Origin of the sequence: Brevibacillus brevis, from assembly GCF_022026395.1 — a bacterium.
Classification (GTDB): domain Bacteria; phylum Bacillota; class Bacilli; order Brevibacillales; family Brevibacillaceae; genus Brevibacillus.
This window is the reverse complement of the sequence record NZ_CP041767.1, coordinates 2,753,376-2,779,519: the sequence shown is the minus strand read 5'-3', so window position 1 is coordinate 2,779,519 and position 26,144 is coordinate 2,753,376. Positions and strand designations below refer to the sequence as shown.

22 protein-coding genes and 1 pseudogene are annotated in these 26,144 nt (G+C 47.4%); 9 read left to right on the top strand and 14 right to left on the bottom strand.

Annotated features, from left to right (window positions below):
* Nucleotides 1-166 precede the first annotated feature (166 nt).
* Genes FO446_RS13805 through FO446_RS13795 form a run of 3 tightly spaced genes read left to right on the top strand, consistent with a single transcriptional unit; the run spans nt 167 to nt 3,047 of the window.
* Nucleotides 167-1,477 carry a helix-turn-helix domain-containing protein gene (locus tag FO446_RS13805; RefSeq protein WP_237900896.1) on the top strand — a complete coding sequence of 437 codons (1,311 nt, stop codon included), beginning with the start codon at nt 167-169 and terminating at the stop codon, nt 1,475-1,477.
* A 56-nt stretch (nt 1,478-1,533) separates the two neighbouring features.
* Nucleotides 1,534-2,472 carry an alpha/beta hydrolase gene (locus FO446_RS13800; RefSeq protein ID WP_237900893.1) on the top strand — a complete coding sequence of 313 codons (939 nt, stop codon included), beginning with the start codon at nt 1,534-1,536 and terminating at the stop codon, nt 2,470-2,472.
* Nucleotides 2,473-2,519: 47 nt separating this feature from the next.
* Entirely contained in the window at nt 2,520-3,047 is a 528-nt protein-coding gene (locus FO446_RS13795; RefSeq protein ID WP_173609353.1) for a GNAT family N-acetyltransferase, read from the top strand.
* Nucleotides 3,048-3,119: 72 nt separating this feature from the next.
* On the opposite strand, the gene FO446_RS13790 is transcribed toward FO446_RS13795, so the two are convergent.
* The 3 genes and pseudogenes from FO446_RS13790 to FO446_RS13780 form a co-directional block, all read right to left on the bottom strand.
* Nucleotides 3,120-4,007 carry a DMT family transporter gene (locus FO446_RS13790; RefSeq protein WP_237900891.1) on the bottom strand — a complete coding sequence of 296 codons (888 nt, stop codon included), beginning with the start codon at nt 4,005-4,007 and terminating at the stop codon, nt 3,120-3,122.
* 173 nt (nt 4,008-4,180) lie between these two features.
* Nucleotides 4,181-6,250 (bottom strand): acyltransferase family protein, encoded by a 2,070-nt coding sequence (locus tag FO446_RS13785; RefSeq protein ID WP_173609355.1) that lies wholly within the window; start codon nt 6,248-6,250, stop codon nt 4,181-4,183.
* A 658-nt stretch (nt 6,251-6,908) separates the two neighbouring features.
* Nucleotides 6,909-7,010 (bottom strand): annotated as a pseudogene (locus tag FO446_RS13780) (DUF1697 domain-containing protein); the annotation flags it as partial.
* A gap of 608 nt (nt 7,011-7,618) precedes the next feature.
* On the opposite strand from FO446_RS13780, the gene FO446_RS13775 reads away from it, so the two are divergent.
* Nucleotides 7,619-9,235: a multicopper oxidase family protein gene (locus tag FO446_RS13775; RefSeq protein ID WP_237900889.1), complete on the top strand. Its 1,617-nt coding sequence runs from the start codon at nt 7,619-7,621 to the stop codon at nt 9,233-9,235.
* A 42-nt stretch (nt 9,236-9,277) separates the two neighbouring features.
* Here FO446_RS13775 and FO446_RS13770 read toward each other — a convergent pair whose 3' ends face one another.
* The gene (locus FO446_RS13770; RefSeq protein ID WP_232773232.1) at nt 9,278-11,242 is read right to left on the bottom strand and encodes an ATP-dependent DNA helicase; all 1,965 of its coding nucleotides are present in this window, start codon (nt 11,240-11,242) and stop codon (nt 9,278-9,280) included.
* Nucleotides 11,243-11,409: 167 nt separating this feature from the next.
* On the opposite strand from FO446_RS13770, the gene FO446_RS13765 reads away from it, so the two are divergent.
* A complete protein-coding gene (locus FO446_RS13765) occupies nt 11,410-11,769 on the top strand; it encodes a Lin0512 family protein (protein ID WP_173609358.1) in 360 nt (119 codons plus the stop codon).
* Here the strand turns inward: FO446_RS13765 and FO446_RS13760 are convergent.
* Nucleotides 11,766-12,095 carry an MGMT family protein gene (locus FO446_RS13760; RefSeq protein WP_173609359.1) on the bottom strand — a complete coding sequence of 110 codons (330 nt, stop codon included), beginning with the start codon at nt 12,093-12,095 and terminating at the stop codon, nt 11,766-11,768. The genes FO446_RS13765 and FO446_RS13760 overlap by 4 nt on opposite strands.
* Nucleotides 12,096-12,176: 81 nt before the next feature.
* Nucleotides 12,177-13,976, bottom strand: a complete 1,800-nt coding sequence (gene pepF, locus FO446_RS13755) for an oligoendopeptidase F (protein WP_237900887.1) — start codon at nt 13,974-13,976, stop codon at nt 12,177-12,179.
* A gap of 247 nt (nt 13,977-14,223) precedes the next feature.
* Here pepF and FO446_RS13750 point away from each other — a divergent pair, with 247 nt between their 5' ends.
* Nucleotides 14,224-15,450, top strand: coding sequence for an aminopeptidase (locus FO446_RS13750; RefSeq protein ID WP_173609361.1), 1,227 nt, complete (start codon nt 14,224-14,226; stop codon nt 15,448-15,450).
* Between the two features lie 100 nt (nt 15,451-15,550).
* Here FO446_RS13750 and cdaS read toward each other — a convergent pair whose 3' ends face one another.
* Complete coding sequence (gene cdaS, locus FO446_RS13745; RefSeq protein ID WP_173609362.1) at nt 15,551-16,165, bottom strand: sporulation-specific diadenylate cyclase CdaS; 615 nt, start codon at nt 16,163-16,165, stop codon at nt 15,551-15,553.
* A 155-nt stretch (nt 16,166-16,320) separates the two neighbouring features.
* Here cdaS and FO446_RS13740 point away from each other — a divergent pair, with 155 nt between their 5' ends.
* Genes FO446_RS13740 through FO446_RS13730 form a run of 3 tightly spaced genes read left to right on the top strand, consistent with a single transcriptional unit; the run spans nt 16,321 to nt 20,045 of the window.
* A complete protein-coding gene (locus FO446_RS13740; protein WP_173609363.1) occupies nt 16,321-17,796 on the top strand; it encodes a spore germination protein in 1,476 nt (491 codons plus the stop codon).
* Nucleotides 17,797-17,846: 50 nt separating this feature from the next.
* Entirely contained in the window at nt 17,847-18,890 is a 1,044-nt protein-coding gene (locus FO446_RS13735) for a Ger(x)C family spore germination protein (RefSeq protein ID WP_232773231.1), read from the top strand.
* A 21-nt stretch (nt 18,891-18,911) separates the two neighbouring features.
* Nucleotides 18,912-20,045, top strand: coding sequence for a GerAB/ArcD/ProY family transporter (locus FO446_RS13730; RefSeq protein WP_237900885.1), 1,134 nt, complete (start codon nt 18,912-18,914; stop codon nt 20,043-20,045).
* Between the two features lie 4 nt (nt 20,046-20,049).
* Here FO446_RS13730 and FO446_RS13725 read toward each other — a convergent pair whose 3' ends face one another.
* The 7 genes from FO446_RS13725 to FO446_RS13695 form a co-directional block, all read right to left on the bottom strand.
* Nucleotides 20,050-20,814 carry a LamB/YcsF family protein gene (locus tag FO446_RS13725; RefSeq protein ID WP_237900883.1) on the bottom strand — a complete coding sequence of 255 codons (765 nt, stop codon included), beginning with the start codon at nt 20,812-20,814 and terminating at the stop codon, nt 20,050-20,052.
* Between the two features lie 3 nt (nt 20,815-20,817).
* Nucleotides 20,818-21,825 carry a 5-oxoprolinase subunit C family protein gene (locus FO446_RS13720; RefSeq protein WP_221867047.1) on the bottom strand — a complete coding sequence of 336 codons (1,008 nt, stop codon included), beginning with the start codon at nt 21,823-21,825 and terminating at the stop codon, nt 20,818-20,820.
* The gene (gene pxpB, locus FO446_RS13715) at nt 21,822-22,538 is read right to left on the bottom strand and encodes a 5-oxoprolinase subunit PxpB (RefSeq protein WP_237900881.1); all 717 of its coding nucleotides are present in this window, start codon (nt 22,536-22,538) and stop codon (nt 21,822-21,824) included. The genes FO446_RS13720 and pxpB overlap by 4 nt, the downstream gene beginning before the upstream one ends.
* Before the next feature lie 16 nt (nt 22,539-22,554).
* Nucleotides 22,555-23,202: a pyroglutamyl-peptidase I gene (gene pcp / locus FO446_RS13710; protein ID WP_232773226.1), complete on the bottom strand. Its 648-nt coding sequence runs from the start codon at nt 23,200-23,202 to the stop codon at nt 22,555-22,557.
* A gap of 12 nt (nt 23,203-23,214) precedes the next feature.
* Nucleotides 23,215-23,997: an IclR family transcriptional regulator gene (locus FO446_RS13705; RefSeq protein ID WP_232773225.1), complete on the bottom strand. Its 783-nt coding sequence runs from the start codon at nt 23,995-23,997 to the stop codon at nt 23,215-23,217.
* Between the two features lie 152 nt (nt 23,998-24,149).
* Complete coding sequence (locus FO446_RS13700; protein ID WP_232773224.1) at nt 24,150-25,034, bottom strand: YitT family protein; 885 nt, start codon at nt 25,032-25,034, stop codon at nt 24,150-24,152.
* Between the two features lie 100 nt (nt 25,035-25,134).
* On the bottom strand, nt 25,135-25,989 hold the full coding sequence (locus FO446_RS13695) for a DMT family transporter (protein ID WP_237900879.1): 855 nt from the start codon (nt 25,987-25,989) through the stop codon (nt 25,135-25,137).
* Between the last annotated feature and the right edge of the window lie 155 nt (nt 25,990-26,144).

The following is a 26,144-nucleotide window of genomic DNA, read 5'->3' as shown; positions in this document are numbered from 1 at the left end:
CATCCCTATTTAAAATTTCGTGTTCGCTACATCTCGCATGCCCATCTGATGGGTTATATTTAATCTATATAAGAAAGACTGGCATACTAGAATGCCGAAAAAAGGATGGATCTCCTTCCTGACGAATTGTTTATCCCGTAGTTTAACTTTTTTGGAGGACATTTTGATGATAAAAGTTGGCATAGTCGGTCCAAAAGATTCAGTAGATGCAATGGTAGCTGTCGGACGTGAGTTTTCCGATCAGATCCTGCTCACCTCCTTTATTTATCAAGGAGTGGAACAAGTACCAGCCTATGTAGCCGAAAATGATATGGAAACAGACATCTGGTTCTTCTCTGGAGTCGCTCCCTACTCGATGGCAAAAGCGCATATTGGCAAGAAAAAAGCCTTTTATCCCCAAGTCAATTCAAGTGTCCTGACCAAAGTATTGCTCGAATTGGTCTACCGCGATGGTTTGTCTTTGGATCGTGTGAGCTTTGATACCATTTCGGAAGCTCATTTTCGTGAGACTTTAGAGGAATTGGGCCTGCACTGTGAGAATCCATACCTAAAGCCATATAAAGAATTCAGAAAGAGATCTGAATTGGTAGCCTATCACACCCGCCTTATCCAGGAAGGCAAGGTAGACGCTTGTGTCACGGGAACGCTTTTTGTCACCGAAGAATTAAAGCGACTAGGAATCAAAGTGTATCGAATGGGCTTCACACGCTTCATATTCCGAGAGATTTTCAAGCGAATTCTGCAAGAGGGAGAAACGCTCCACTTCAAGCGCTCCCAAATTGCTGTTCAATTGATTGAGGTATCCGACATGGAAAAGCTCGTAAATGAACCTGCCAACGCGTACGAGCTGCGCCGCCTCGACTTGAAGCTCCAAGAGCTCGTCCTCGATTACACAGAGTCGATTTCCGGTAGCTTCGTCGCGGTCGGCAATTCCAAGTTCATTATTTTTTCCACCCGCGGATCGTATGAAGACAATCCGGATTTTCACCCCACGCTCCTTTTGGAAAAAATCAAGCTGCTCACCCATTCGCACGCAAATATGGGAATCGGCTTTGGTGTCACAGCATTGTCTGCAGAGCGCAATGCTCAGCTTGCACTCGGTCAGGCCAAAAACCATAAGGATGCCGTGATCCTCGTTGACCATGACGGTTCGATTGAAGGACCGCTGCGTCAGCCGAACAGCATCAGCTACGAATATTGGACACAGGACAAAGAAATCAGCGAAAATCTGAAAAAAGCCGGTGTCAGTATTACGACGTTTAACAAAATCATTTCCGTCCAAAAAGCGCTTGGGCAAAAATATATCAGCGCTTCGATGATCGCGGAATGGATGGGGATGACCCCTCGCAATGCGCGAAGAATCTTGAGTGACTTGGCAGAGCACAACATTATCGAGCTCATTGGGGAAGAGACGCCAACGAACCGGGGGCGCCCACGGAAAATTTATCGGATACTCCCCTCCCCACAAACCATTTAATTGTTTCTCCATGAGAAAGGCGGAAAATATCCAACGACCAAAAAGGAGGTTGTCATATGCCCGTTCATCCACAGATTCAACAAATTTTAGACGTCTTCAACCGCTCACGTCATGATGTCGATTTTAACCAATTGACCCCACAGATTATGCGAATGGCGACTGATCAAAATCGAGATTCAAGCGTGGAACGTGAACAGGTAAAAAAGGTAGAGAATCTATCGCTTCCCTTGGAAGGTCGTTCCATTCCGATCCGCATATACACACCAGAAGGTCACGCCCCCTTTCCTGCCCTCGTGTACTATCATGGAGGCGGATTTGTGATCGGCAATCTCGAAACGGTAGACTCGGTATGTCGCAACTTCGCAAATAACGCAAAATGCGTCGTCATTTCTATCGATTATCGGCTCGCTCCTGAACATCCTTTTCCGGCAGGGTTGGAAGATGCCTATGATTCTCTCCTATTTATTTCAGACCATGCCGATCAGTTTGGCATTGATCCGTCGCGGATAGCGGTAGGGGGAGATAGCGCCGGAGGTAATTTTGCCACAGTCGTGAGTCTCATGGCTAAAGAACGGCAGGGCCCTCCTATCGTATTTCAATTATTAATCTATCCAGCCGTAGGAATAGTGGACACTGCTCCCTATCCATCCATGCAGGAAAATGCGAGTGGCTATTTGATGGATGTGGAATTGCTGAATTGGTTCCTCTCTCATTATCTGCCGCCTGCCGATCTCCAAAATCCATATCTTGATCCGATCAACGGAGCCGATCTCACTGGTCTGCCCCCCGCCATGGTGATTACAGCCGAATACGATCCTTTGCGAGATGGCGGAAAAACGTATGCAGACAAGCTACGCGATAGCGGTGTCGAGGTCGTCTATCGGAATGAACAAGGCTTGATCCATTCCTTTATCGGATTCCATACTACGATCAAGCAAGCGCAAGAATCATTGGATGAGATGTCGGCGCAATTACGGAAAGCTTTCAAAATGTAAGTTGTATTGGTTAAACAAAGCGTAAGCCTGCGAACGGGGTGAAATCATTGACTAGACATACAGACGACAAAGTGACCATTCGCTTCGCTCATATCGAGGATGCAGCGGCCATTTTATCTTTGCAGCGTGATGTGGTTGGTGAAGGGGAATTTTTTATTTCTGTTTCCGAAGAGTTCAACAAAACCATGGAACAGCAGCTTGAGTGGATCCAAAACATTATTGACAATGACAGGGAAACCATGTTGGTAGCGGAAATAAACGGTGAATTGGCTGGCATGATCGTGCTCGTATCTCCGGCTCGCAAGCGTTTGTCTCATACAGGTTCGATCACGATGATGATCCAGAAAGCTCACAGAAATAAGGGCATCGGCAAGGTTTTATTGATGGAGTTGTTAGCTTGGGCAAAGCAGCATCCGCTCATTGAAAAAGTGAGCTTAGGGGTGTTCTCCAACAATCTGAGAGCGATTGCTTTATACAAAAGCCTTGGCTTTGTGGAAGAAGGACGAAAAGTAAAAGAATTCAAGCTGGCTGAGAATGAATACGCAGATGATGTCCTGATGTACAAATTCGTATAGCGTCCATTCGTTTTCCTTCCATGCAAAAAAAGGACCTTCCCATCAGGTCCTTTTCTTATGAGCAAGTAAGCCCTATACCGATTTCGATGGCTGAACAGATTGTTTCTTTTGAACACTGGCAACAATCACACCCACGACGATCAACAAGGAGCCCCCCACTTGAATCGACGTCACCTGCGAACCAAGCAGTAAAAACCCGACCAGCATCGCTACAAAAGGCTGCAAGTTAAGAAAAATAGCTGCTTTGCCCGTCCCTACCACTTTTAATTGCTGATTCCAGACGATTCCACATATTCCTTGCATGAGGATCGCAGTCAAAATGAGCATCGCCCATGCCCATGCTTCGTGGCTGATCTGCGCCCCTGGCTCGATCGTCAACAGCGCCGCAGGAGTCAAAAACAAAGTCCCAACCGTCGTCGAGTACACGGTGGCAATAAACGGCTGGATGGTTTGGGTCAGTTTGCGAATGATGATCATGGAAGAAGAGAATGTGACCATGGCAATCACAATGAGTAAGACTCCCTTGGAAATGGATAATCCTGCTCCAACACCGACTACAAAGAATGTTCCCAGGAGAGCTAAGCCGGAGCCAACCTTCATGCGCAGGGTAAACTGCTCCTTCAAAAACAAAGACGCAAGCACTGCAGTGACGATCGGCGACAAGGAAAGAATCAACGCTGCCGTTGTCGCGTCTGTCGTCAATAGCCCGTTGAAATACGCCGTTTGATTTGCCAGCGTCCCGATCAAGCCAAGCAATACAAGAAGTCCTAGCTCACGAGCGGTGATTTTTACGAATTTTTTGGTCAGCCACGCGTAAATGATCAGAAACATAGATGTGAAAAGCAAGAGTACATCTGCCAAAAACAGCGGAGGAAACTCTTTGACCAGCATGCTTCCGAAAACAAAATTACTTCCCCACAGCGTTACACAAAAAAGCAACAGCAAGTACGACCGAATCATGATTGTTCCTTCTTTCACCCGATGCATTATTCTTCCGTTAGCTATCGTACAGGAGAGTGCGAAAAAAGTCCATGAGCTGATCTGCTATTGTTTGAAGGAAATTATGTTTGGTTGTAGGCACTGTCACATACAAAAGACCAGCGAACGAGTTAGTTCACTGGTCTTCCCTTGCTTTATTGTACCATTTCTTCCATAGGGGTCTCCTCAGTTGCTTCCAGAGCCCCTTCCATCTGCCCGGCCTCTTCGACTGCCGACTCTTTCGCTTTCTCTTCCTCTTTCACTTCCGGCTTCTTCTCCGGCTCCGTCGGTGCGATTGCACTCGCCACGAGTGCCGCGTATTTTTGTGAGCCTTCCTTATTCGGGTGAACACCGTCTTTGTAAAAGTAAGAGCTTTGCCCTTCACTTGCCGTATACCAATCCACAAGAACGACATGTGGTTGGGCTGCAGCCGTTTCCGCCAGCATCTTATTCACGACGCTTTCCCATGGTTTAGGTACGCGAGCATTGACGAGAATGATCTGCTCTACGCCATCCAGTGATTGCAGCAGCTTGTCGAGCTGCCCTTTACTAAATGCGCCGTTCGAGCCTAATTCAATCACGACGCGATTTCCCAATTGGCCTTTTGCCTTGAGCTGCGCAATTACGTCAGGAGCTTGCGCCATTTGCCTTCCGATTTTGGCATCCACGACGAGCCCTGGCAGTAGTTTCTCCAGGTAAGGAGCCACATCGAGCATGACAGAGTCACCAATCACAGTGATCCCTTTACCAGAGCCTATCGCTTTGATCGGTTCCTGTTTTTGGTCAGGCTGTTTGGAAGCATTCGAATCTTTCTGCTTCTCCACAGGCTTCTGCTTTTGTCCGTTGTTATTTAGCTTCTGTTCGTTTTTCGGTTTTGTCGGGGGAGTTGCCGGTTTTTGAACCGTTTCCGGCTTCTTCTCTACGATTGGCACCTCAGGACCATGAGGCTTGTCGGGGACCTTTGTCTCGGTGACAGTTTGAGTTGGCTGTGTCACATTTCCAGCGGTCGCATCTGACGTGAGTGAAGCAATCCCATAATACGTGACACAAAGAGCAATCGCGCAACCGGTTGCCAATACACGGTTTAAACGTTTGGTTTTCTGACCCGCCTTATTGGAGCGCTGCCAGATTCTGCCTAATGCACCGTAACGAATAGGCTCCTCGAGATATTTAAATGACACCGATGCCAGCAAAATGCTTGCGAGGAGCTGCAAAACCGCTCCAGGTACCGCCATCCACTCTCTGTCCGCTAGGAACGGATTCGTCCAAACGATCACAGGGTAATGCCACAAATAAATCCCGTAAGATCGAACGCCGATCCAACGCAATGGCTTGCAGCCCATCCATTTCGCCAAGCTGCTTGCCGGATGTGCGAGTACGGCGACCAGCACGGCACTGACGACAGACAGAAGGACGAGCCCGCCCTCGTACAAATAATCATCATATTGATTCGTGTTCCAAATGCTGTACAAAAGAATCCCTAAGCTCATAAGACCGCTTAGATCGAGCGTAATTCGCGCTTTTTGTGAAATGTTCGTCGTTAGCAAGCGACTCGGCCACATCATGGCGAGTGCGGCACCGATCAATAACCCGAATACCCGTGTGTCCGTTCCGTAATATACACGACTCGGATCAAGACCTGGCTCATACAAAACGGCCATGGAAATGGCGGATATTGCAGCCAGCACCAAAGTAATAATCATGATTGGCCCCCTGCGCTTCAGGAAGCGGAGTCCCAGAGCGAGTACCAGCGGCCAAATGACATAAAACTGTTCTTCTACTGCCAATGACCACAGATGGCCTAATGGTGAAGGCGGACCGAATTTTTCAAAATAAGATACGTCATGAAAGACCAGCCACCAGTTACTTACGTACAGAACAGCTGCCCCTACATCTCCGCGGATGGTTTTCAACTGGTCTGGCGAAAAGATGGCTACGCCTGCCATCACCACAAACAGCATGAGGAAAAGCGCTGGCAGCAATCTTCTGGCACGGCGCAACCAAAAGTCTTTCATGTCGAGTCTGCCATTACGATTCCATTCTGCAATTAATAGGTCTGTAATCAAATATCCCGATAAAACGAAGAAAATCCCGACACCCAGCAATCCCCCGGGTGCCCAGTCGTAATTCAAGTGATAAATAATGACTGCGAGTACCGCCAGCGCACGAAGCCCGTCGATCCCAGCCATGTATCGACTGCTGGAGCCTTTGATCGGTTCAGGCATGCTGGTGGCCTCCTGTCGTTGCATGTTGGCGAGTGATTAATTCGTTCTGATTATTGATTCTTTTCGTACCCATCGTCCTTTTCATATTTTTATGGTGATTCTTCGTGCTCGCCATGCAAAACATTTTGCATTCTCCCCTTTTACCTTCCGTTCTGTTATTGTCCTTTGTTGTTGGGGGCAGTCATTACACATCGGGAATTGCGTGCTCTATGAATGCAAAAACCCCTGTTTTTTAGAATCGTGCGAAAACGGGGGTTGATCTCGTTCATTATCTTTATGGAAAATGAATTCTCCCATCATCGTTGCCCGTATTCAGGATGTGATGAACTACTCACTATCTCGTTGTTTTTGGTTGGCGTACTCCCTTATATATGCATCACACCTTCCTTATAGTGGATCGTCTCACAAGGAAATTACCCGGTCCTTGTCTTACGTGAGTCTCTTGCTGAATAGTTGTTTGTAACCTGATTATATGACGGTTTCGGGGGATAACTCGTTACAAACTGTTTACATTCTGACCATGTTTTTTTCCCGGTCAAAACGCGGAATAAAAAAGAAGCTGCTGGTATACTTTCCCCCATCAGCTTCACAATTGTAGATCATCGCAGACCACCACTGTCAGATGCAAAATGCAACGTGTTTACTTGTCACAAAAGTTTTACGGATCAACAGCCTGCATCCGTTCGTAAATTTTGCGAGTTGTATTGACATTCCTGATTGTCATTTGTTGATAAACCTTTGAGCCAATAAGTTTCAGCATGATGTAAGGCAGAATCCAAAAACGAGTATGTATAGCGTCTTCCAATCCGTGAGGAATCATTGCTTGTGAATCGGCATCCCCCGAAGGAAAGCGACATCAACCACGGTTGTTCCCCTATCACTACCATTTTCGCCAATTGAAACAGGAAATACAAGACAAAAATAAAATCCCCATCGATTACCAGCACCGACGAGGATTTTCGCTTGATTATTCCAATTTAAATATGATGAGTAAACAAATAATTTAAGAAAAAACCACCGCTGACAACCGCAATCACCATGCATACAATGCCACTTTTCACCCGTTCGGAAAGCAATCGCATAAACCCAAGACAGAAAAAGACTCCTGTGACCAAAAAATAAGCGACTCCAACCCAAAAAACGTTCCAAGGCAAGCTCGCAAAATCTACGTTACCCAAACGTGAACACCATCCCTGTCCGATTCTACTGATTACTCGTATGTACGATACTCCATTATAGCATTTGTTCACGCTTACTTTCCCATTTTTGCAAAATGCGTAACAGAAGTGTCATACATCCTACCTTCATGTTTTCTACACAATCGTTTGGTACGCTTTTTCCAACAGCGCAAAGGAGGAAAAGGAACACATGAACAAACGGAAAATACGCCGATGGGCTTATCCCCTGGTTCTAGGTGGCGTTTTGCTGTTATCCGCATGCTCGACTGCCACTGACAATACCACGATGGATCATAATGGACACAACATGAATTCTTCACCCGAAACATCCGCACAAGCTCAACCACAACAGATGTCCTCATCCAGTGACTCGTCTATGGAGGTGCTTACAGGCAATACGTTTACCCTCACGGCAAAAGAAAACATGCTCCACCTCGATGACAAGACCATGAAAACCGCATGGACGTACAATGGAACCGTTCCAGGTCCACAGCTTCGTGTCAAACAAGGGGAAACCATCAGCGTGACGTTGAAAAACGAATTGCCCGAGCCCGTCACCATTCACTGGCATGGCTTACCCGTCCCGAATAACATGGATGGAATCCCTGGCGTGACCCAAAATGCCGTAAGACCAAACGAAAGCTTCACCTACAAATTCAAGGTGGACGTTGCCGGGACATACTGGTACCACTCGCATCAAAACAGCGCCAAGCAGGTAGACAAAGGCTTGTACGGTTCACTTGTGGTGGAACCGGCTACGCCAGAGCCAGCTGATAAGGATTTTACCCTCGTTCTGGATGAATGGATGCAGGACGATAGCATGGCGGAAATGCACGGAAGTGGCATGAGCCACGGCACGAGTTCCCCTTCTTCCGATAGCTCTTCCTCTGGTGGTCACAACATGGCCGGTATGGAGATGCCCATGAGTGACGCTGAGATGATGCCGTTGATGTATACGATTTTTTCCGTGAACGGAAAAACAGGCCCGGCAATCCAGCCGCTACCTGTTAAAGAAGGTGAGAAGGTCAGAATTCGCCTGATCAATGCCGGATACTTGAACCACAAGCTGAACCTGCAAGGTCATGAATTTAAAATCGTAGCAACGGACGGGCAACCTATCAATAATCCGCCCCTCGTAGGAGGCCAGCTCCTCAATATCGGACCAGGAGAACGATATGATCTCGAATTTGTCGCAAACAATCCGGGCAAATGGTTACTAGAGGAGCGCAGCACAAATCCAGGCGCCAAGTCCCTTGTCGTGCCCATCGTCTACGAAGGCTCGGAAACAAAAGCAGCCAAATCAGAAGCTGGCGACATGCCGACGATAGACATCACCAAATACGGCGAAGCAGCAAAAAGCAGCTTTACGCTGGAGCAGAAGTATGACATTACGTATCAAATGGATCTAAACACGGAAACGGCAAATGGAAAAATGGCCTTTACCATCAATGGTAAAACGTTCCCGAATGTCCCTCCTCTCAACGTCAAAAAAGGAAATCTGGTCAAAGTCACGCTGGTGAACAAGTCACCAAAAGATATCCACCCGATGCATTTGCACGGACATTTCTTCCAAGTATTAAGCAAAAACGGACAGCCTATCACAGGCTCCCCTCTGGTCAAAGATACGCTGAACATTTTGCCGGGTGAATCATATGTAGTCGCCTTCGAAGCTGACAATCCAGGAGATTGGATGTTCCACTGCCACGATCTGGGCCATGCTGCGCAAGGAATGGTATCCGAAGTAAAATATGAAGGCTTCAAGCCAGATTTCGTCGTCGACCCTACTGTCGGCAACATGCCGGAATAGCCACAGAAAAAGCAGGAGCCTTCATGGCTTCCTGCTTTTTCTTTACGCCAATACACCGTCCAAAGACGTTTTCCACTCTACCCCACTCGGAAATACATCCTGCACTTGCTGTCTCAGCTTGTCATCTTGGCTCAATTGCGGACTCAAGATCGATACCAGACCGCTATCTTCTCTTGAACGGATCAAACGCCCGATGCCTTGACGCAGTCTCAGCAGCATGTAAGGCAAATCTACCTCGTCGAAAGGATTCGCTGCACTTTTTCGTTTTGCTGTAAACACCGGATCATTCGGCGGGAATGGCAGTGACCAAATGATCACATTGGACAGCGAAGGCCCCGGAACGTCTAGCCCTTCCCACAGGCTCACCGCACAGAGGCTGCTTTTCTCGTCGTTTTGGAACTGAGAGATCAGATGGCTGATTTCCGCATCTCCTTCAAACAAGAATCGCAGATCCGTACAGGCAGGCTCGTTTTTGATGGCAGCCTTGAATTGCTGTAATTCCTCCATGGAGGAAAATAACAACAGCGCACTACCTGCTGATTTTTGCAGTAATTGGGTAGCCTGTCTCATTTTTTCCGCAAATGAATCGGTCACGGAAAGTGTCGGTACGTATACTTCCATTTGTTTGTCGTACTCATATGGAGAAGCCACCGAGAAAGACAGGTATTGATCAATGCCCAAGCTGTCCGCCACATACTTGAACGATCCGTCAACAGATAGAGTCGCCGACGAAAAGACAATTGGCATCTTTTGTGAGAAGACGCGCTCTTCCAGTACTTCCTGCACCTTTTTTGGCATGACGACCAAGGTTGGCCCCGTAATCTCTTCACTCATCCAGGAAATGACGTGATCCGGGTCCTGGAAAAGTCCTAGTGCCAACTGCATCATTTCCAAATGCTCCTCGACAATTCGCAGCTGGAACTCGTCCAACGTATACAAACCGCCCTCTAGCGCCAGCTCTTCTTCAATCCAACTGACGAGACTCGTAAAGCGGTGGATGGTTGCAATGAGTTCCTGATGAAAATGGATTTCTTTTCGGTTGGAGCCCATCACAGCCTTGCTCTCTTCGTTCAATCGCGAGAACATCTCCTCACTCTGGGCAATGGCTTCCTCAATGGCAATGGCGAGCTCTTCCCTGATCTCTCCCTTCAACACACGCGTAATCGTTTCTTCGAAGACGGAGTGATTCAGCTTGTACGTCAATGCTTTTTGGGCAGCAGGCTCCAACAGATGACCTTCATCAAAAATGACCGAGCTATGCGGCGGCAGCAACGGTAGCTGACCTCCGCGCTTGCGGATCTCATAAGTCCACACATGCTCCATATAAAAGTCATGGGAGCAAATGATCAAATCTGCTGACTGTCGATAATGATTTCTGGAAAGGGTCTGCCCACAACGGTGCTGTCTGTCGCACACAAAGCAATCCTGAAAAGTATCCCAGTTCATCTGCGCCCATTCTTGATCATCCAGTTCAGGATATGTGCTGCGATCCCCATACGGATAAAAGGACTGCAAGGCTTCATGTGTATGAACAAATGAAGGCAGCTCTTGATAAATATGCTGGAAAGCTTCGCCTGTCTCAGGCTGGAATCTCGCCTCATCCAGCTTGCGCAAACAGACATATTGGTCCGGAGATTTTCCGAGTCTCGCGTCAATCGTCAGGTTGAGATGGCGAGCCAGTTTCGCAATATCGCCTTCTGGTTTTACGAGCTGCTCAATCAGCGACTCATTCGCACAGGCAATGATGGCGGGCTTTCTGGTATACCGTGCATAGCAGATGGCGTACAGCAAGTAAGCCAATGTTTTTCCCGTGCCTACTCCCGCCTCTGCAAAAATCGTTTGCTTTTCTATAAAAGCCCGTTCAAGCTGAAAGGCCATGTAGATTTGCTCATCACGCACCTCGAATCCAGCCTCAGGCAATACTTCATAAAAAACGTCCGCTACCCAATCACTCACCTGCGAGATGAACGGCTGGGACGGATCGTAGGCAAAAGGATAACGTTCCAATTGTGACCTGCCTCCAATAATGAAAAGAATCGTCAAGCATAGATGCTAACATGTTATGATGACATGTCTTGACGATAAACACAATACAGATAAGAGAAAAAACCATTCCTTTTCGTGGTAAGATAAAGATGGTAGAAAAGTAGAATGAAATAGGAGTGAACAAGCCAATGGAAAAAGTAATGTTTATTGAAATAGGAATGGGCATCGACATGCATGGACAAAACGTCACCAAAGCCGCAGTCCGTGCTGTTCAAAATGCCATCCATCATAATTCGATGCCTGGACTGCGCTCTGTCCTGCCAGGAAACGATATCCATAACATGAAAGTAAATGTGAGACTGGCCGTTCCTGCTGACAAGGACGAGCTCGACCTGGAAACGGTTCGTAAAGCACTGCCTTACGGGGAAGTTTCCTTCGAAATCGTCGATGGCGGCATGCTGACGAGCAGTGGGGTCGTGATCGCTGAAAAAGAGGACAAAAACGACCTTGCCTATATCGTCATCGCTTCGGTAGAGGTCGGATACTAGAATACCGGCTCATCCACTACCTGTGGGTGAAACTGATAACGCTCCAACGCTATTTCTCCTGCTGCTGACACGACTACCCCTTCGCTTTCCAAGGCCATTTTTTGTAGCGTGAACGAATCCAAATCTTGCAATCCGATCTTTCCTTGGGCGTTGATGACCCGATGCCAAGGAAGCTTGTGCTTTTTGGACAAGGAATGAAGGATGCGAACGATTTGTCTGGCAGCTCTCGGACTTCCGGCCAACGCAGCAATTTGCCCGTACGTCATGACATGGCCCGTTGGAATCCCGGCAATAATTTTTAGTGCGCGCTGCGTAAATTCGGTCATGATGACTACTCCTTCTTGCTTGATCAAATCAAAAGGCTTGTGACTCCTCGAAGATCACAAGCCTTTTCTTCTTATTTCAGGTTAAAACAGTTTTTCCAGCTCGTCAACCAGACTTCCGACGTAAGCGACAGCCTCGCGGATTGGTTGCGGATCTGACATATCCACGCCAGCTTTTTTCATCAGTTCCAGCGGCGTTAGTGTTCCCCCGGCTTTGAGCACCTCGATCCAACGGTCAACGGCAGGCTGTCCCTCTTGCTTGATGCTCGCCGCCATTGCGGTAGAAGCAGTCAAACCAGCTGCGTACGTGTACGGATACAGCCCCATGTAATAGTGCGGTTGGCGCATCCATGTAAGGCTCGCTGCATCGTCCAGATCAACTGCATCACCCCAGAAGTCTGCGAGCACTTGCCCTTTCCATTCGGAGAGCTGTTTGGCAGTCAAAGGTACGTCTTTTTGCGCTCCTTCGTACACTTTTCGTTGCATTCTCGCTTCTAACAGATGCGTGACAAAGTTGTGGTAATACGTATTCATCAATTGCAAAATGACCCAACGCTTCAGACGAGGATCGTCGGATTGCTCCACGATATGCTGCGCGAGCAAGAGCTCATTGAGTGTAGAAGGCGCTTCGATAAAGTACAACGAAGGACGAGAGTTCGTAAAGCTTTGCTCTCTTGTCGCCAGCATAAAATGTCCGCAATGCCCCAACTCATGAGCCAGCGTGAAAGCACTGCGCATATTTCCCGACCACGTTATGAGAATGTAAGAGTGCTTGCTGTATGTCGTTGAGCAGAACGCACCTGTCGATTTGCCCACGTTGTCTACGTAGTCGATCCAGCGTTCATTCAGTGCTTTTTCCATAATCGCCGTGTACTCTGGCCCCATTACTTGCAAGGATGCCAGAATCTTTTTCCCAGCTTCTTCAATCGTAATCGGCGGGCTGAATTCTGAGTCAAGCGGCGTCTTCAAATCACAAAAGGCAAGTTTTTCGAGGCCAAGCTCTTTTGCTTTCAGCTTCGCATAGCGTCGCATGTGCGGAGCGAGTTCATTCCCGATGATATCCAGGATGTTGTGGTACATATCCAGTGTAACTTGCTGCGGCTTAAGCAGCATGTCCGTTACGGTTTCATAACCGCGCAGGCGAGACATGACGGTTTGTCTTTTCACCTCTGACGCGTATACCGCAGCGAAGGAGTTTTGGTAAGAAGCGAGCGTCTTCGAAAAGGATTCGTACGAAGCACGGCGGAGCACCGTATCGGAAGACATCTCATAATCTGTCTCAAACAGCGCGAAAGATACGGGACGCTCTTTTCCCTCGCCATCAAGGACGGGTGCAAATGACATGTCCGACAACTTTCCACGCAAGTAAATGTTGTATGGTGCACCGAAAACCTCGCCCATCGCCGCAAACGCTTCCTCAGTCTCAGCCGACAGTCGGTACGGCTTTGTTTCCAGCAAATCTTTCAAGCTTTTGCGGAATATTTCGAGTCCTGGTTCTTCCTCCAAGAAGCTCTCGATTTTTCCTTCTGGCAACGCCAAAATTTCGGAAGGGATAAAAGAAAGCGCAGCGTTAAGCTGAGATACGACATCCCCTACCCGTGCAGAGTTCGCTTGGTTTTGTGGATTCGTCCCGTCTTCAGAAGACCGCAGTCTGGCATATGTCGCTGCGATATTCGCCCGAACATTGATCGCTTCGTTTGCCTCCAAACATGCCAACAACGTCTCTCCACTCTTATGCAGTTGACCTTTGAATGCTGTGACAACAGGCAGATGCTGTATAATTTCTGCTAATTCTTGCTCCCACGCTTCCTGGCTCTCAAACAGATCGTTCAGGTTCCACGTATACTCGACAGCGACTTGATCACGTGTCTGTCTTGTCTTCACTCTGACTGCCTCCTTTAATTCTGCCAATAAAATATTTTTTATGTAATAAATTTGCCTTTTCATTTGAATTTTCCTACAATTAACCAAAATAAACAAGTGGATAACTTGCTCGAATTAGGCGGTAGTCTGTCTTTTTCTGCGCTTTCCTAGGAAATTCTTTCAAATCATAAGCAGGTGATTTCGGAGGGGAAGGTAAAATAGATAGAATGCAAGTAAGCCTTTTGTTCTAAAAAGGAGGAAATGAACGATGTCTTTTGAAACCTTGTTTGACCGTTACGCTGATCTCGCTGTAAAAGTCGGCGTCAACGTGCAGCCTATGCAAACGTTAGTAGTAACAGCTCCGCTATCTACTGCTCCTTTTGTAAGAAAAGTAGCAAAAAAAGCGTACGAAGCGGGTGCCAAGCATGTACATATTGATTGGACCGACGATGAACTCACACGGATGAAATATGATTTGGCTCCTGACGAAGCGTTTCGTGAATACCCGCAATGGAAGGTACAAGGATTGGAGGAAATGGCGGAAAATGGCGCGGCGTTTCTCTACATCTCTGCAGCGAATCCCGATTTGCTGAAGGGTGTAAATCTTGAACGCATTTCTACTGCCAACAAAACGGCTGGTCAAGCCCTCCACAAGTTCCGCAGCTATACCATGTCTGATAAAGTGAGCTGGTGCGTGCTAGCAGTTCCATCACCTGCATGGGCGGCAATGGTCTTCCCGCATTTGCCACAAGAGGAACAGGAGCCTGCCCTATGGGAGGCAATCTTCCGCGCCACTCGCGCAGATATGGATGACCCTGTCCAAGCTTGGCATGACCATCATGCGACATTGAACAGCAAGGTGGATCACCTCAACGCCAAACAATACCGCTATCTTCATTACGAAGCTCCCGGCACCAATTTGACGATTGAGCTGCCTAAAAATCACATCTGGATTGGCGGCGGGAGCGTAAATAAAGACGGTGCCTCCTTCATGGCCAATATGCCGACAGAAGAAGTATTCACCGCGCCATTAAAAGAAGGCGTCAACGGAACCGTTCGCAGCACCAAGCCCTTGAGCTATCATGGGAATTTGATCGAGAACTTTACGCTGACGTTTGAAAAAGGCAGAATTGTCTCGGCAACTGCTGAAAAGGGAGAAGAGTCCCTGAAACAATTAATTGAAACAGATGAAGGCTCGCATTATTTGGGCGAGGTGGCGCTGGTTCCTCATCTTTCCCCTATCTCGCAATCAAATATCATTTTCTATAACACGCTCTTTGATGAAAATGCGTCCAACCACTTGGCGATCGGGAACGCGTATAGTGTGAATATCGAAGGTGGCGCTGACATGAGTAATGAAGAACTGGCTAGCCGCGGTATCAATATCAGCCTCACTCACGTCGATTTCATGATCGGCTCCGCCGAAATGAACATTGATGGAGAAACAGCTGACGGCAAGCGTGAACCACTCTTCCGCAACGGAAATTGGGCTTGATTCTCCTGAGAATGACATAGCGAGAGGCTGGATTTCATCATCACCATGACAAATCCAGCCTCTTTTTTTCTCGGATTCAACGGCTTTTCGCGGAGCGCTTTCATGAAGGAGAGATAATCGGATACATGTGTCCCTGCATGGCAAAGGACGCTTTCCCCGTTTCCTCGGAAACAACAACGATCAGTGCATCGCTTTTTTCACTCAAGCCCAACGCAGCACGATGTCTGGTTCCCAGCTTTTTTTCCCCTACCACAACTTGAGATAATGGCAGGACATTGGCCGCGGAAACGATATGATTTTCCCGAATCAGGACGGCCCCATCATGCAAAGGGCTGCCAGGATAAAAAATCGACTCCAGCAAGGAATGACTCATCGTGGCCCCAATCGGTATGCCTGCTTGCAGCAGCAGATCTAGCGGGTCCTCACGTTCAACGACAATCAATGCTCCTTGGCGCCTTTTGGCCAAGTGCTGCACGGCCTTGGATAAATCCAGATATTTTTCCGTATAGGGTGAGAGATAGCATTGCAAATAAAAGGAGGCTGCTACTGTTTCGAGTCGGCTAAACTTCGTCCGTATTTGGTCAAACGTCCCGAGTACACATTCGTTTTCATTTTTTAGCGCATGTATGCTCTCATCCAACGTAACGGATATTCCCCTCAGCTCTTGCAGCAATTCCGCCTTCAGCGATGATGTATCACAGTTAACTTCCAGCATATGAACCCCTCAATTTCCATTTCTCTTCACACTTCGTTCTTTGATTGATTGTTCCCCTCCCTCTAGGAAATCATTCTATTTCCTAGATAATAATTCCACTGTGAACCGGACATAGTAAAACACAAATGATCAACAGCTTATGGAGCGAAACCGACATGATAACGGAATGGAATGAGTTTCTTTCCATCGCACAAGACTCGAATGATTTTAAACATTACGCCCTACTGAACGAGGAAAGTCCTTTTGTCATTTCGTACTATCAAACGTTGATAAAAACAGAGCTGCTGCAAAAAAATCTCTTGCGTCCCTATCAAGAACGCATAGAAGCAAATGAATCGCTCACGGAACTGCGCCATTTTTCCCGCTTCGTCCATGTGGAGGATATTATTTATACAGACGACATACAGCTGGTCGTCTCCAAAATCATGACGGGCTACGCTGCTATACAGGCAAAAGACAATTGGCAGTTTTTCGCCTTGATCAATCTGTCCAATCCGACTGAAGGATTGAGAACGGACAACGACACGGAAAACGAGTTTAGTGTCGTTGGACCAAAGGTTGGCTTTGTTGAAAATATCGATATCAACCTGCATCTCATCCGTCAACAAATCAGCACTCCCAAATTAATCGTTCGAGAGCTGACCTTAGGAACACTCTCTCATACGCGTATCGCCATTGTCTATTTGTCTGGCATTACCAATCCTCAGCACATTGAAACCGTTGAGCAAAGACTGCACTCCATCGACTTCGATATTATTTTTGATTCATCACAGCTCGATCAGATCATGAGTGACAATTCGAATACGCCTTTTCCATTGTTCCTGTCTACGGAAAGGATTGACCGGGTCATTTATGCGTTAACTCTCGGGCAAATCGTGATTATTTCCGACGCTTCCCCGTATGTCATTACAGGTCCAACAACCATCTTTGATTTCTTCATTTCTCCCGAGGATTATTATTTACCGTGGATCTTATCATCCTTATTTCGGTTGATTCGCATTTTCGGAGTGCTTTTTTCGATCTTGATGACTCCTGCCTATACGGCGGTTCTCACCTTTCACTTGGAAATGATCCCGCAAGACATGCTGGCTCCGATCATTTTATCGAGGAAGTACGTCCCTTTTCCTCCCGTCTTGGAAGTGCTTTTCTTGGAGCTGACGATCGAATTCTTGCGAGAAGCAGGTGCAAGGCTCCCGACAAAGGTCGGACAAACTCTTGGCATCGTAGGTGGAATCGTCATTGGACAAGCATCAGTAGAAGCAGCCTTGACCAGTAATATTTTGCTAATCATCGTAGCTCTATCGGCACTTGCCTCTTTTACCACCCCCATCTATAAAATGTCAAACACGATCCGTTTTCTGCGCTTCCCGCTCATTGTTTTGGCTGGAATTTGGGGCGGGCTTGGAATTGCCATCGGTTTAATGTTCATGCTGACTCATCTGCTTCAACTCAAATCGTTGGGAACACCTTATCTGGCTCCGCTTTACCCTTTTCGCAGACGCAGCTTCGCGGACAGCTTCATTCGCTCTTCCTACAGCCACACAGCCAAAAGGTCTGCTGTTATGCGCGTCATCTCACAATGGAGGTACGATCCTGACAAGGCGACTCAAAAAAGAGACATTGATGAATAGAAGAAGGAGCCATCGAGGAAACCATGCTTGCAAAAAGGAAATGGACAGTGGTGCTATTGATAGTGATCTTGGCTGGCTGCTCTTCGACTCGAATTGTCAGCGAAGTACAATTGATTCATTCACTGGGTCTCGATCTCGAAGACCAAAAAATAAAAGGGGCAGCCATTACTCACATATACGGAAAGGAAAAGACTCAGATAGAGCTATTGGAAACGAAAAGCTCGAATTTATTTACGATCCTCCCTGATTTTAATGCCATCACGCCTTCTCAAGTGGAGCTTGGGCAATTGCGCTCCGTTATAGTTGGGAGGAAATATGCAGAAAACGGAGTGGAAACGCTGGTGCATACGCTTTGCCGCGATCCAGCTATTGGTTTTCGCCTTCAACTCGCTGTTGCAGAACCAAAGGCAATGACGATTTTGAAAGGCATTCGCCATATGCAAATTCCTTTTTTCATCTCCGATAGCGTCGCTCAGAATATCAAAACGTTGAATTTGCCCAAGACCAACTTGCATATTTTCTTGTTTAATTTTTATGGTGAGGGTCGCGATCCTTACCTTCCCTATTTCGTGATGCATAATGACAGAGTGAAGCTGGATGGTCTCGCGCTTTTCCGAGATGACAAATTCGTGCATCGCATCCATTCAAAAGAAAGCTTTTTACTCAAAATCATGGTCGAAAAAGCCAAGAGTGGTCAGATTCCATTTGAGGTGACGATCAACAATCGAAAAGAATCCGGACTTTTGAAAAATCTGCATTCCCATGCCGCCTTCGATGTCAATACGACAGAGCCTGTTCCCAGCATCATGGTAAAGCTCACGGTAAATGGACAAATCAAAGATTATTCAAAGTGGCTGCAATTATCCAATCCACAAGTCCTCCATCAAATGGAAAAAGAACTTTCCGCGTACCTGCAAAAAGAGGCGACGAGCTTTGTGAAGCATTTGCAGAAACTTGAAGTTGATCCGGTTGGATTTGGTGATTTGGTTCGCAGTCGAAGCGTTTCATGGAACTACTCCCACTTCAAAAAGATTTATCCACAAATGAAAATCGCAGTGACTGCTTCGATCAAGCTGGAGCAAACAGGTGAGTAATGAATAACCAGGAGGGATCAGGTGAGTACTTCCATTCGGGAAAGCGCGATGGTTTCACCTTTTTTTGTATTTTTTCTCGTGCACGCCAATATCGTGGGGGTCGGAATACTAGGGTTTCAACGGACAATCGTAGCCCATGCCGGATACGATGCCTGGATCTCCCTTCTACTTGCCGGGGCAAGCATCCATCTCATTATTTGGATGCTCTATTTCATGTTGAATGCGGGGGGCCATGATTTATTCTCCCTTCACGAGCTCTGCTTTGGAAAATGGCTAGGAAAATTAATGAGCTTTGTCGTATTAATCTACGTCTGGATGGCTGCTTTTCTCATCTTGCGTTCTTATGTCAGTATTGTGAAGCAGTTTATTTTCCCTCTCATGCATACATGGAGTACGACGCTGATTATTTTGCTCCTCATTTTGTACATTGTTGCTGGTGGTTTTCGTACGGTTACGGGCGTCTGCTTTTTTGGTGTGGTGATTCCGGCGATATTGATGCTTCCTTTGTTTCTATTCCCTTTCGAGTACGCTCGCCCGAATAACTTGTTTCCGATGTTTTCGCATAGCTTTACCGCCTTGTTCGCGTCTGCCAAAGACGCTGTTATCAATTATATGGGCTTTGAACTACTGTTCTTCTACTACCCGTTTATCAAGCGAGCAGCTCACTCGCAAAAATGGGCACACGCTGGCGTCCTTTTTAGCACGCTCCTGTATGTAGCCGTCGCTATTGTAACATTCCTCATGTTTAGCCATGGTGAACTGGATAAGATTATTTGGCCGACCTTGACCATGCTCAAAATCGTCGAAATTCCGATTTTGCAGCGATTGGAGTTCATTGTAATCTCTCTCTGGCTGTTCGTGATTTTGCCAAACATCTGTCTCAATCTATGGGGGGTTATTCGCGGAATGAAGCAAATATTTGGCATCAGTCAATTCCGCGCTCTTTTGCTTCTCCTAGTATCTTTGGCAATGGGTTCCTATCTGCTCAAAGGTACGACTCCTTTGCTCATGGCACTCCATTTTTACGGGAAAGTGAGCATCGTTTTTATTTTTGGCTATATCCCCCTGCTGTTCCTGCTCTTCCTTCTCTGGGGGAAAAAGCGAAGTACCACACAATACCAGACCCCCGGTGCAGAAACAGAAAAAGCCCGATAGATGTCTATCGGGCAACTCGTGCTACTATCGGAATACCGGCTACTAACAATGCCTCTCGAATACTCTGCGCGAATTCCAACGCGTGGGCACCGTCGCCATGAATACAAATGGTATCGGCCTGAATCGGGATGTCCACGCCTTGCTGGGTTAGGACGAGCCCGTCCCTCACCATACGAATGACTTGCTGGAGGGATTGCTGTTGGTCCGTAATCATCGCATTCGGCTGATTGCGCGGTGTCAGCGTGCCATCCTGCTGATACGTGCGGTCGGCAAACACTTCGTGCGCTGTAGCTAGTCCGATTTTTTCGCCAGCACGCGTCAATTCGCTTCCCGCCAAGCCATACAACACCAGTTCCGGATTTACTTTGTAGATGGCCAACGCGATAGACTCGGCCAGAGCGGGTCTTGTGGCTGCCATATTGTACAAGGCACCATGTGGCTTCACATGATGCATGACGCCCCCTTCAGCCCGCACAAAGCCTTGCAGGGAGCCGATTTGGTACACGACTAGATCATACGCCTCTTCGGGGGAAATCTCCATGTTGCGGCGACCGAAGCCGACCAAATCAGCGAATCCGGGATGGGCACCAATTGCCACACCTGCCTCCAAAGCCATTTGCACTGTTTTTCTCATCGTTCCAGGGTCTCCTGCATGGAAACCACAAGCGACATTTGCCGAGCTGACATAGCGAAGAATCGCTTCGTCATTCCCAATCCGGTAAGCGCCAAAGCTTTCTCCCATATCACAGTTTAAATCTACGCTCTTCATGTATTACCTCCACCCTACAGTCAGTTTGATTCCCAATTGTATCTCATTCATGGTCCGCTCTCGTTCGTACAATGCCCGCTGCGCATCCTGTAGAGAAATTTCTTGAAAACGCATCGTTTCTCCCGGTCGCAACTGAGCGATGATCGGCAAATCCACAGTCGCCACATACCCGATCTTGGGATATCCGCCGATTGTTTGTCTGTCTGCCATGAGAATGATCGGCTGACCGTCTGGAGGAACCTGAATCGTTCCCATCGTGACAGCAGCAGATATCAACTCTAGTGGAGACGTAAGGGCAAGAGTCGATCCCGTCAAACGATACCCCATCCGATCTGATTGAGGAGATACCTGAAAAGCCTGATCGAAAAAGCGCTGACGGCTCTCTGCTGTGAAATCGTCGAACTGATCCCCACGAATGACCCGAACGATACTTTCCTGACATTGTGCAAAATGACTGGCAGGAATAAACCAATCCGTATCGGAAAAAGCTTCGTCTCCTGCTTTTTGTTCCAATTGCTTTGCGAGATACAAACTGAATGAGCTTTGCGGGTTGTGCTCGAGTCTATCACCTGCTTGCAGCATTCTGCCTGCCAATCCCCCAAATCCCGCTCGCAGATTCGTGCTGCGGCTCCCCATCACGATTGGCACATCCCAACCACCAGCAACAGCGAGATAAGCACGACAGCCTTTTTTCGCATGGCTGAACTGCAAAATGCTTCCGCTTCTTACCCAGACTGCTCGATTGGACTTGACTGTTTTTTTGTTGATAGTTGGACTGAGATCGCCACCACAGATCGCAATCAGCATGTCCTTTTGGAACAAAAGTGTCGGTCCCTTCATCGTTAACTCCAGAACTGCCTCATCTCGATGATTGCCTACCAGCATATTGGCCATCTGTACGGCAAGTGCATCCATCGCACCACCTACATTGACACCGTGCCGCTGATAGCCGTACCTGCCCCAGTCCTGCACGGTTGTACAAAGCCCTGGCGATACAACCTCTATGCTCATCGAAACACCTTCTTCCCAGCCTCATACTCCTGTTCGGAGATCGGACGAAAACGAACTTTGTCTCCGGCACGCAAAAGACTCGGCTGACTCTCGGTTGGTTGGAATAGACTGAGTGGTGTTCTTCCGATTATTTGCCATCCTCCCGGCGTCTCGATTGAGTAAATACCTGTTTGCGCACCGCCAATCCCTACACTGCCTTTTGGAATCGAGAGACGAGGTGAAGAGCGGCGTGGAGTAGCCAAACGCACGTCCATTCCCCCAAGATACGGAAAACCGGGGGCAAATCCGATCATGTAAACCAAATATTCGGCAGATGAATGGATCGCAATGACTTCCTCTCGCGTGAGACTGTTCTGCTGAGCAACGTTGTCCAAATCCGGCCCAAAGCTTCCGCCATAGCAAACCGGAATCTCAACAAGCCTAGGCTCAGCCTTGCATGTGACAGTGAGCTCCTGGAACATTCTGTCAAGGATAGCGAGGACGCTCTCATAAGGCATCAGGTCATGTGGAAACTGCTGTGCGAGAATAATTGGATCATAATAAACCGTGATGGTGGTAAAACCGGGGACAATCTCCAGCATTCCCGGAAAAGGATTCTCCAGAAGAAAATCCGTGAACATCACGACAATCTCATGCGTCCTTTGATCAATCACTTCCCCAAGCTTGACAATCACACCTGAATCACCAAGTGGAGAGAATTCGTAGTTCTTCATTCGTTTCCCCTCTTGATCAGCTGATTTGTCCGCCACCCACAACCATATCCTGCTCATGCGAAATCGTTGCCTCGATTGCGATTTGCAACCCTTTCACAATCGTTTCCAGCGCCATGCTTGGCTGTTCGGCCAGCCTTGCAGCCTGCTCAGGCAGATAAGGAATATGAATGAATCCCCCTCGAGTTGATGCGTGATATTCGGCTAGATAATGCATCAAACCATAAAAAAGATGATTGCACACGTAGGTTCCGGCCGTTTGTGAAACGGATGCGGGTACCCCTTGTTTTCGTAATTCATGGACGATGGCCTTGATAGGCAAGGTAGACCAGTACGCAACAGGTCCATTTTCCCGAATCGGCGTATCGATGGGCTGATTTCCTTCATTGTCTGGAATACGAGCATCGTTCACATTAATCGCAACGCGCTCGACAGCAATATCGACCCGTCCGCCTGCTTGTCCAATGCAAAGCACGATGTCCGGCTTCGTTTCCTCAATCGCTGCATAAAGCTGCTCGATCGACTTATCAAAGACAGTAGCGATTTGACGTATTTCCACTTGATAATGTGCAGACTCGATCTTTCCTAGCTCTTTTACCGACTCCCATGCTGGATTGACGGACTCCCCCCCAAAAGGATCAAATCCCGTTACCAAAACCGTCTTCATGTCGTACTCCTCCTATTTATCTGTGATCGATTCCGTATATCCCAGTTGACCCATGATGCTTTTCGCCGCCGCTTTCGTCTCCTGGACCAAATATCCCAATCGCTCCTCCGTAAAACGCGAAGAAGCGCCAGCTAAGCTCAATCCAGCAATAACTTGTCCCGTATAATCACGAATGGGGACTGCCAAGGCCGCTGAATCAGGCTCCAGTTCACCGTAGCTCACGGTATAACCCCTCTCACGCGCATCTTGTATCCATTTCCACAACAGGTGTTCATCCGTATTGGTACCTGGAGCGATCTTTTTCCATTCAACCCGCTTCAAGAAAGCGGTAATTTCCTCATTTGGCATGAACGATAACAAAATGCGCGGGCACGCTCCGGCATACAGAGGCGCCCTTCGCCCTACCTGGGTATAAACCCGCACGTACCCGCGTGTATCCACTTTTTCAATGTAAACTCCTTCATCTTGATCCCGAATAATCAAATTGACTGCTTCCTCGACGCTATCACGTAATTGCAGCATGTACGGAAGCGCGAGTTTTCTGATCTCCAATCGCTGTGCCACGATGTTTCCAAATTCGAGTAGCTTCAAGCCCAATTGGTACTTGGGCGGTTGATGGCTCGTTGTTTTGGCGACGAAACCGCGCATTTCAAGGGTCTGGATGATCCGAAATACCGTGCTTTTCGGCATTTGAGACAATTCCACGAGTTCCGCCAGACTCAATTCGCTGTTATCGATGAAATACTCTAAAAACTCCAGCGTTTTCAACACACTGCGGTTTGCTGTTTTTCCCATTTTTCATCACCACTTTATCGTCCCAAAATACGGAATGATATTTTGTATTTTGGTATAAGATAATCGTAGAATAATTCTGTCATTACGGTCAATACATTTTTAACCCCCTTCTCGCCGTTCACTTAATTGGAAAAGGGGGCCATACTCGTTGGCTAATGAATATTCTTTTTCTTAAACCGTCCACCAGAAACATCGTGAATATGACCGATTGCCAAAAATGCAGAGGAATCGATTTCCTCCACGATGGATTTCAGCTTCGCTTCTTCCAATCGGGTGATGACACAGAAAATGACTTTTTTGACGTCCCCGGAGTAGCCACCTTCTCCATTCAAATAGGTAATTCCCCTCCCCAGTCTCGCCGTTAACGCATCGCCAATTTCGACTGGATAATCACTGATAATCCATACTGATCTGGATTGTTCGAGTCCGACCATCGTAATATCGATCATTTTATAAGCGATGTAATAAGCAATTAACGAGTACATGGCCCGATCCCATCCAAATATGAAGCCGGCACTGCCTAGAATAAAAATGTTAAAAAACATGACCATTTCGCCGACTGAAAACGGACTTTTCCTCGTCATCAGGATCGCAACAATTTCCGTTCCATCCAAGGAACCGCCCGCGCGAATGACAAGTCCCACACCGATTCCGATAATGATCCCCCCAAAAACAGCAGAGAGAAGCAAATCGTCCGTCAAGCCGGGAACATGATGAAGGTAGCTCGTCCCCAGGGACATCACGACGACACCGAACAGCGTAGAGATGGCGAATGTCTTGCCAATTTGCTTGTAGCCAATAAGTAAAAAGGGCAGGTTAAAAAGGAATAAAAATATTCCGAGTGATCCTCCTGTCAGCTTTGATGCCATAATGGAAACACCGGTTACACCACCGTCAATGATGTTGTTGGGAACCAGAAAGATTTCCAGTCCGACTGCCACCAACAGAGCTCCAATGATGATTCCAAGAGCTCTCAGTGCGATCCTTCTTTTTTTCGTTCGTTTATGAGTGATCGGTGCAACCGTTTTTGCATCCATTTTGATCATCCTTAGCCGTTTTTTCTTACCCCTTCATCTTTCCCTGGTAGCAAAAAAAATAGCCAGCCAGAATTCCTCCCAGCCGACTCTTTATCATCCTTTACCCCCAAAGGGCAATGGAAATAATGCCTATCGTGATCATCAAAGACATGGATAAACGCCATACGCGTTGTCGCTCCTTTAACAAGAAGACCCCAAGCAGCGTACCAAAAACTGTACTTACCTCACGAATAGGCGCAATAGCTGCCAGTGGTGCCAATGTCATGGCAAACAAAAACAGCAGATACGAACCTGGAGACAGGACAGCACCCAGCACAATCGTTCGCCAGTTTTTTTGCCACTCACGGCGAACGAGTCCCTTCTTCCAAACGAAGACCCCAGCGACAATCAGGCAGGCAAAGTTCGTTATTTCCAATAAAGCGAAGGGAGATAATTGTTGGACGATTTGCTTGTCGGTCAACGTATACCCTGTAATGCATAGTCCAACAGCAACAGCGTATCGCAGGGCCAGCGGATTCACTGGTTGTACCTGACGATCTGTGCCAATCATCCCGCTGATGGCAAAGACTCCGATCACGATGCAAATGACCCCCAGCCATCCCGGTACAGATAAATACTCTTGAAAGAAAATCGCGCTAAAAAACGGAATGAGAAGCGTCCCCGTCCCCCTCATGATGGGGTAAACCTGTGAGATATCTCCGTATGTATACGCCTTTGAAATCAATAAGGTATAGCATCCTTGAAAGAAAAAGGACAGAAACAGAAAAAGACCTAAAGTCCATGTCAGTTGTACGTGTATCAATTCCCAAATGAGAACAGGTAAGAGGATCACGGTTGTTGGCAATGTAATCAACCATAGAAAAGCCATTTTGTTCTCACTTTTTTTCGTGAAAAGGTTCCAGACTGCGTGCGCAAGGCCAGACGATAGTACGAGCAGAATCGAAATCGATAGCATGTATGCCCCTTCTCTCTGTTGTTGTACAAATACAACTAAAGACAATAAAACACATTGCGTTTAATTGTTTTTCATTCGACGTGTACAGTATACACCCAGTCTTTGCAAAAATTAAGTATTGTTTCTGCTTATCGCCCAAAACCATTTATTGATGC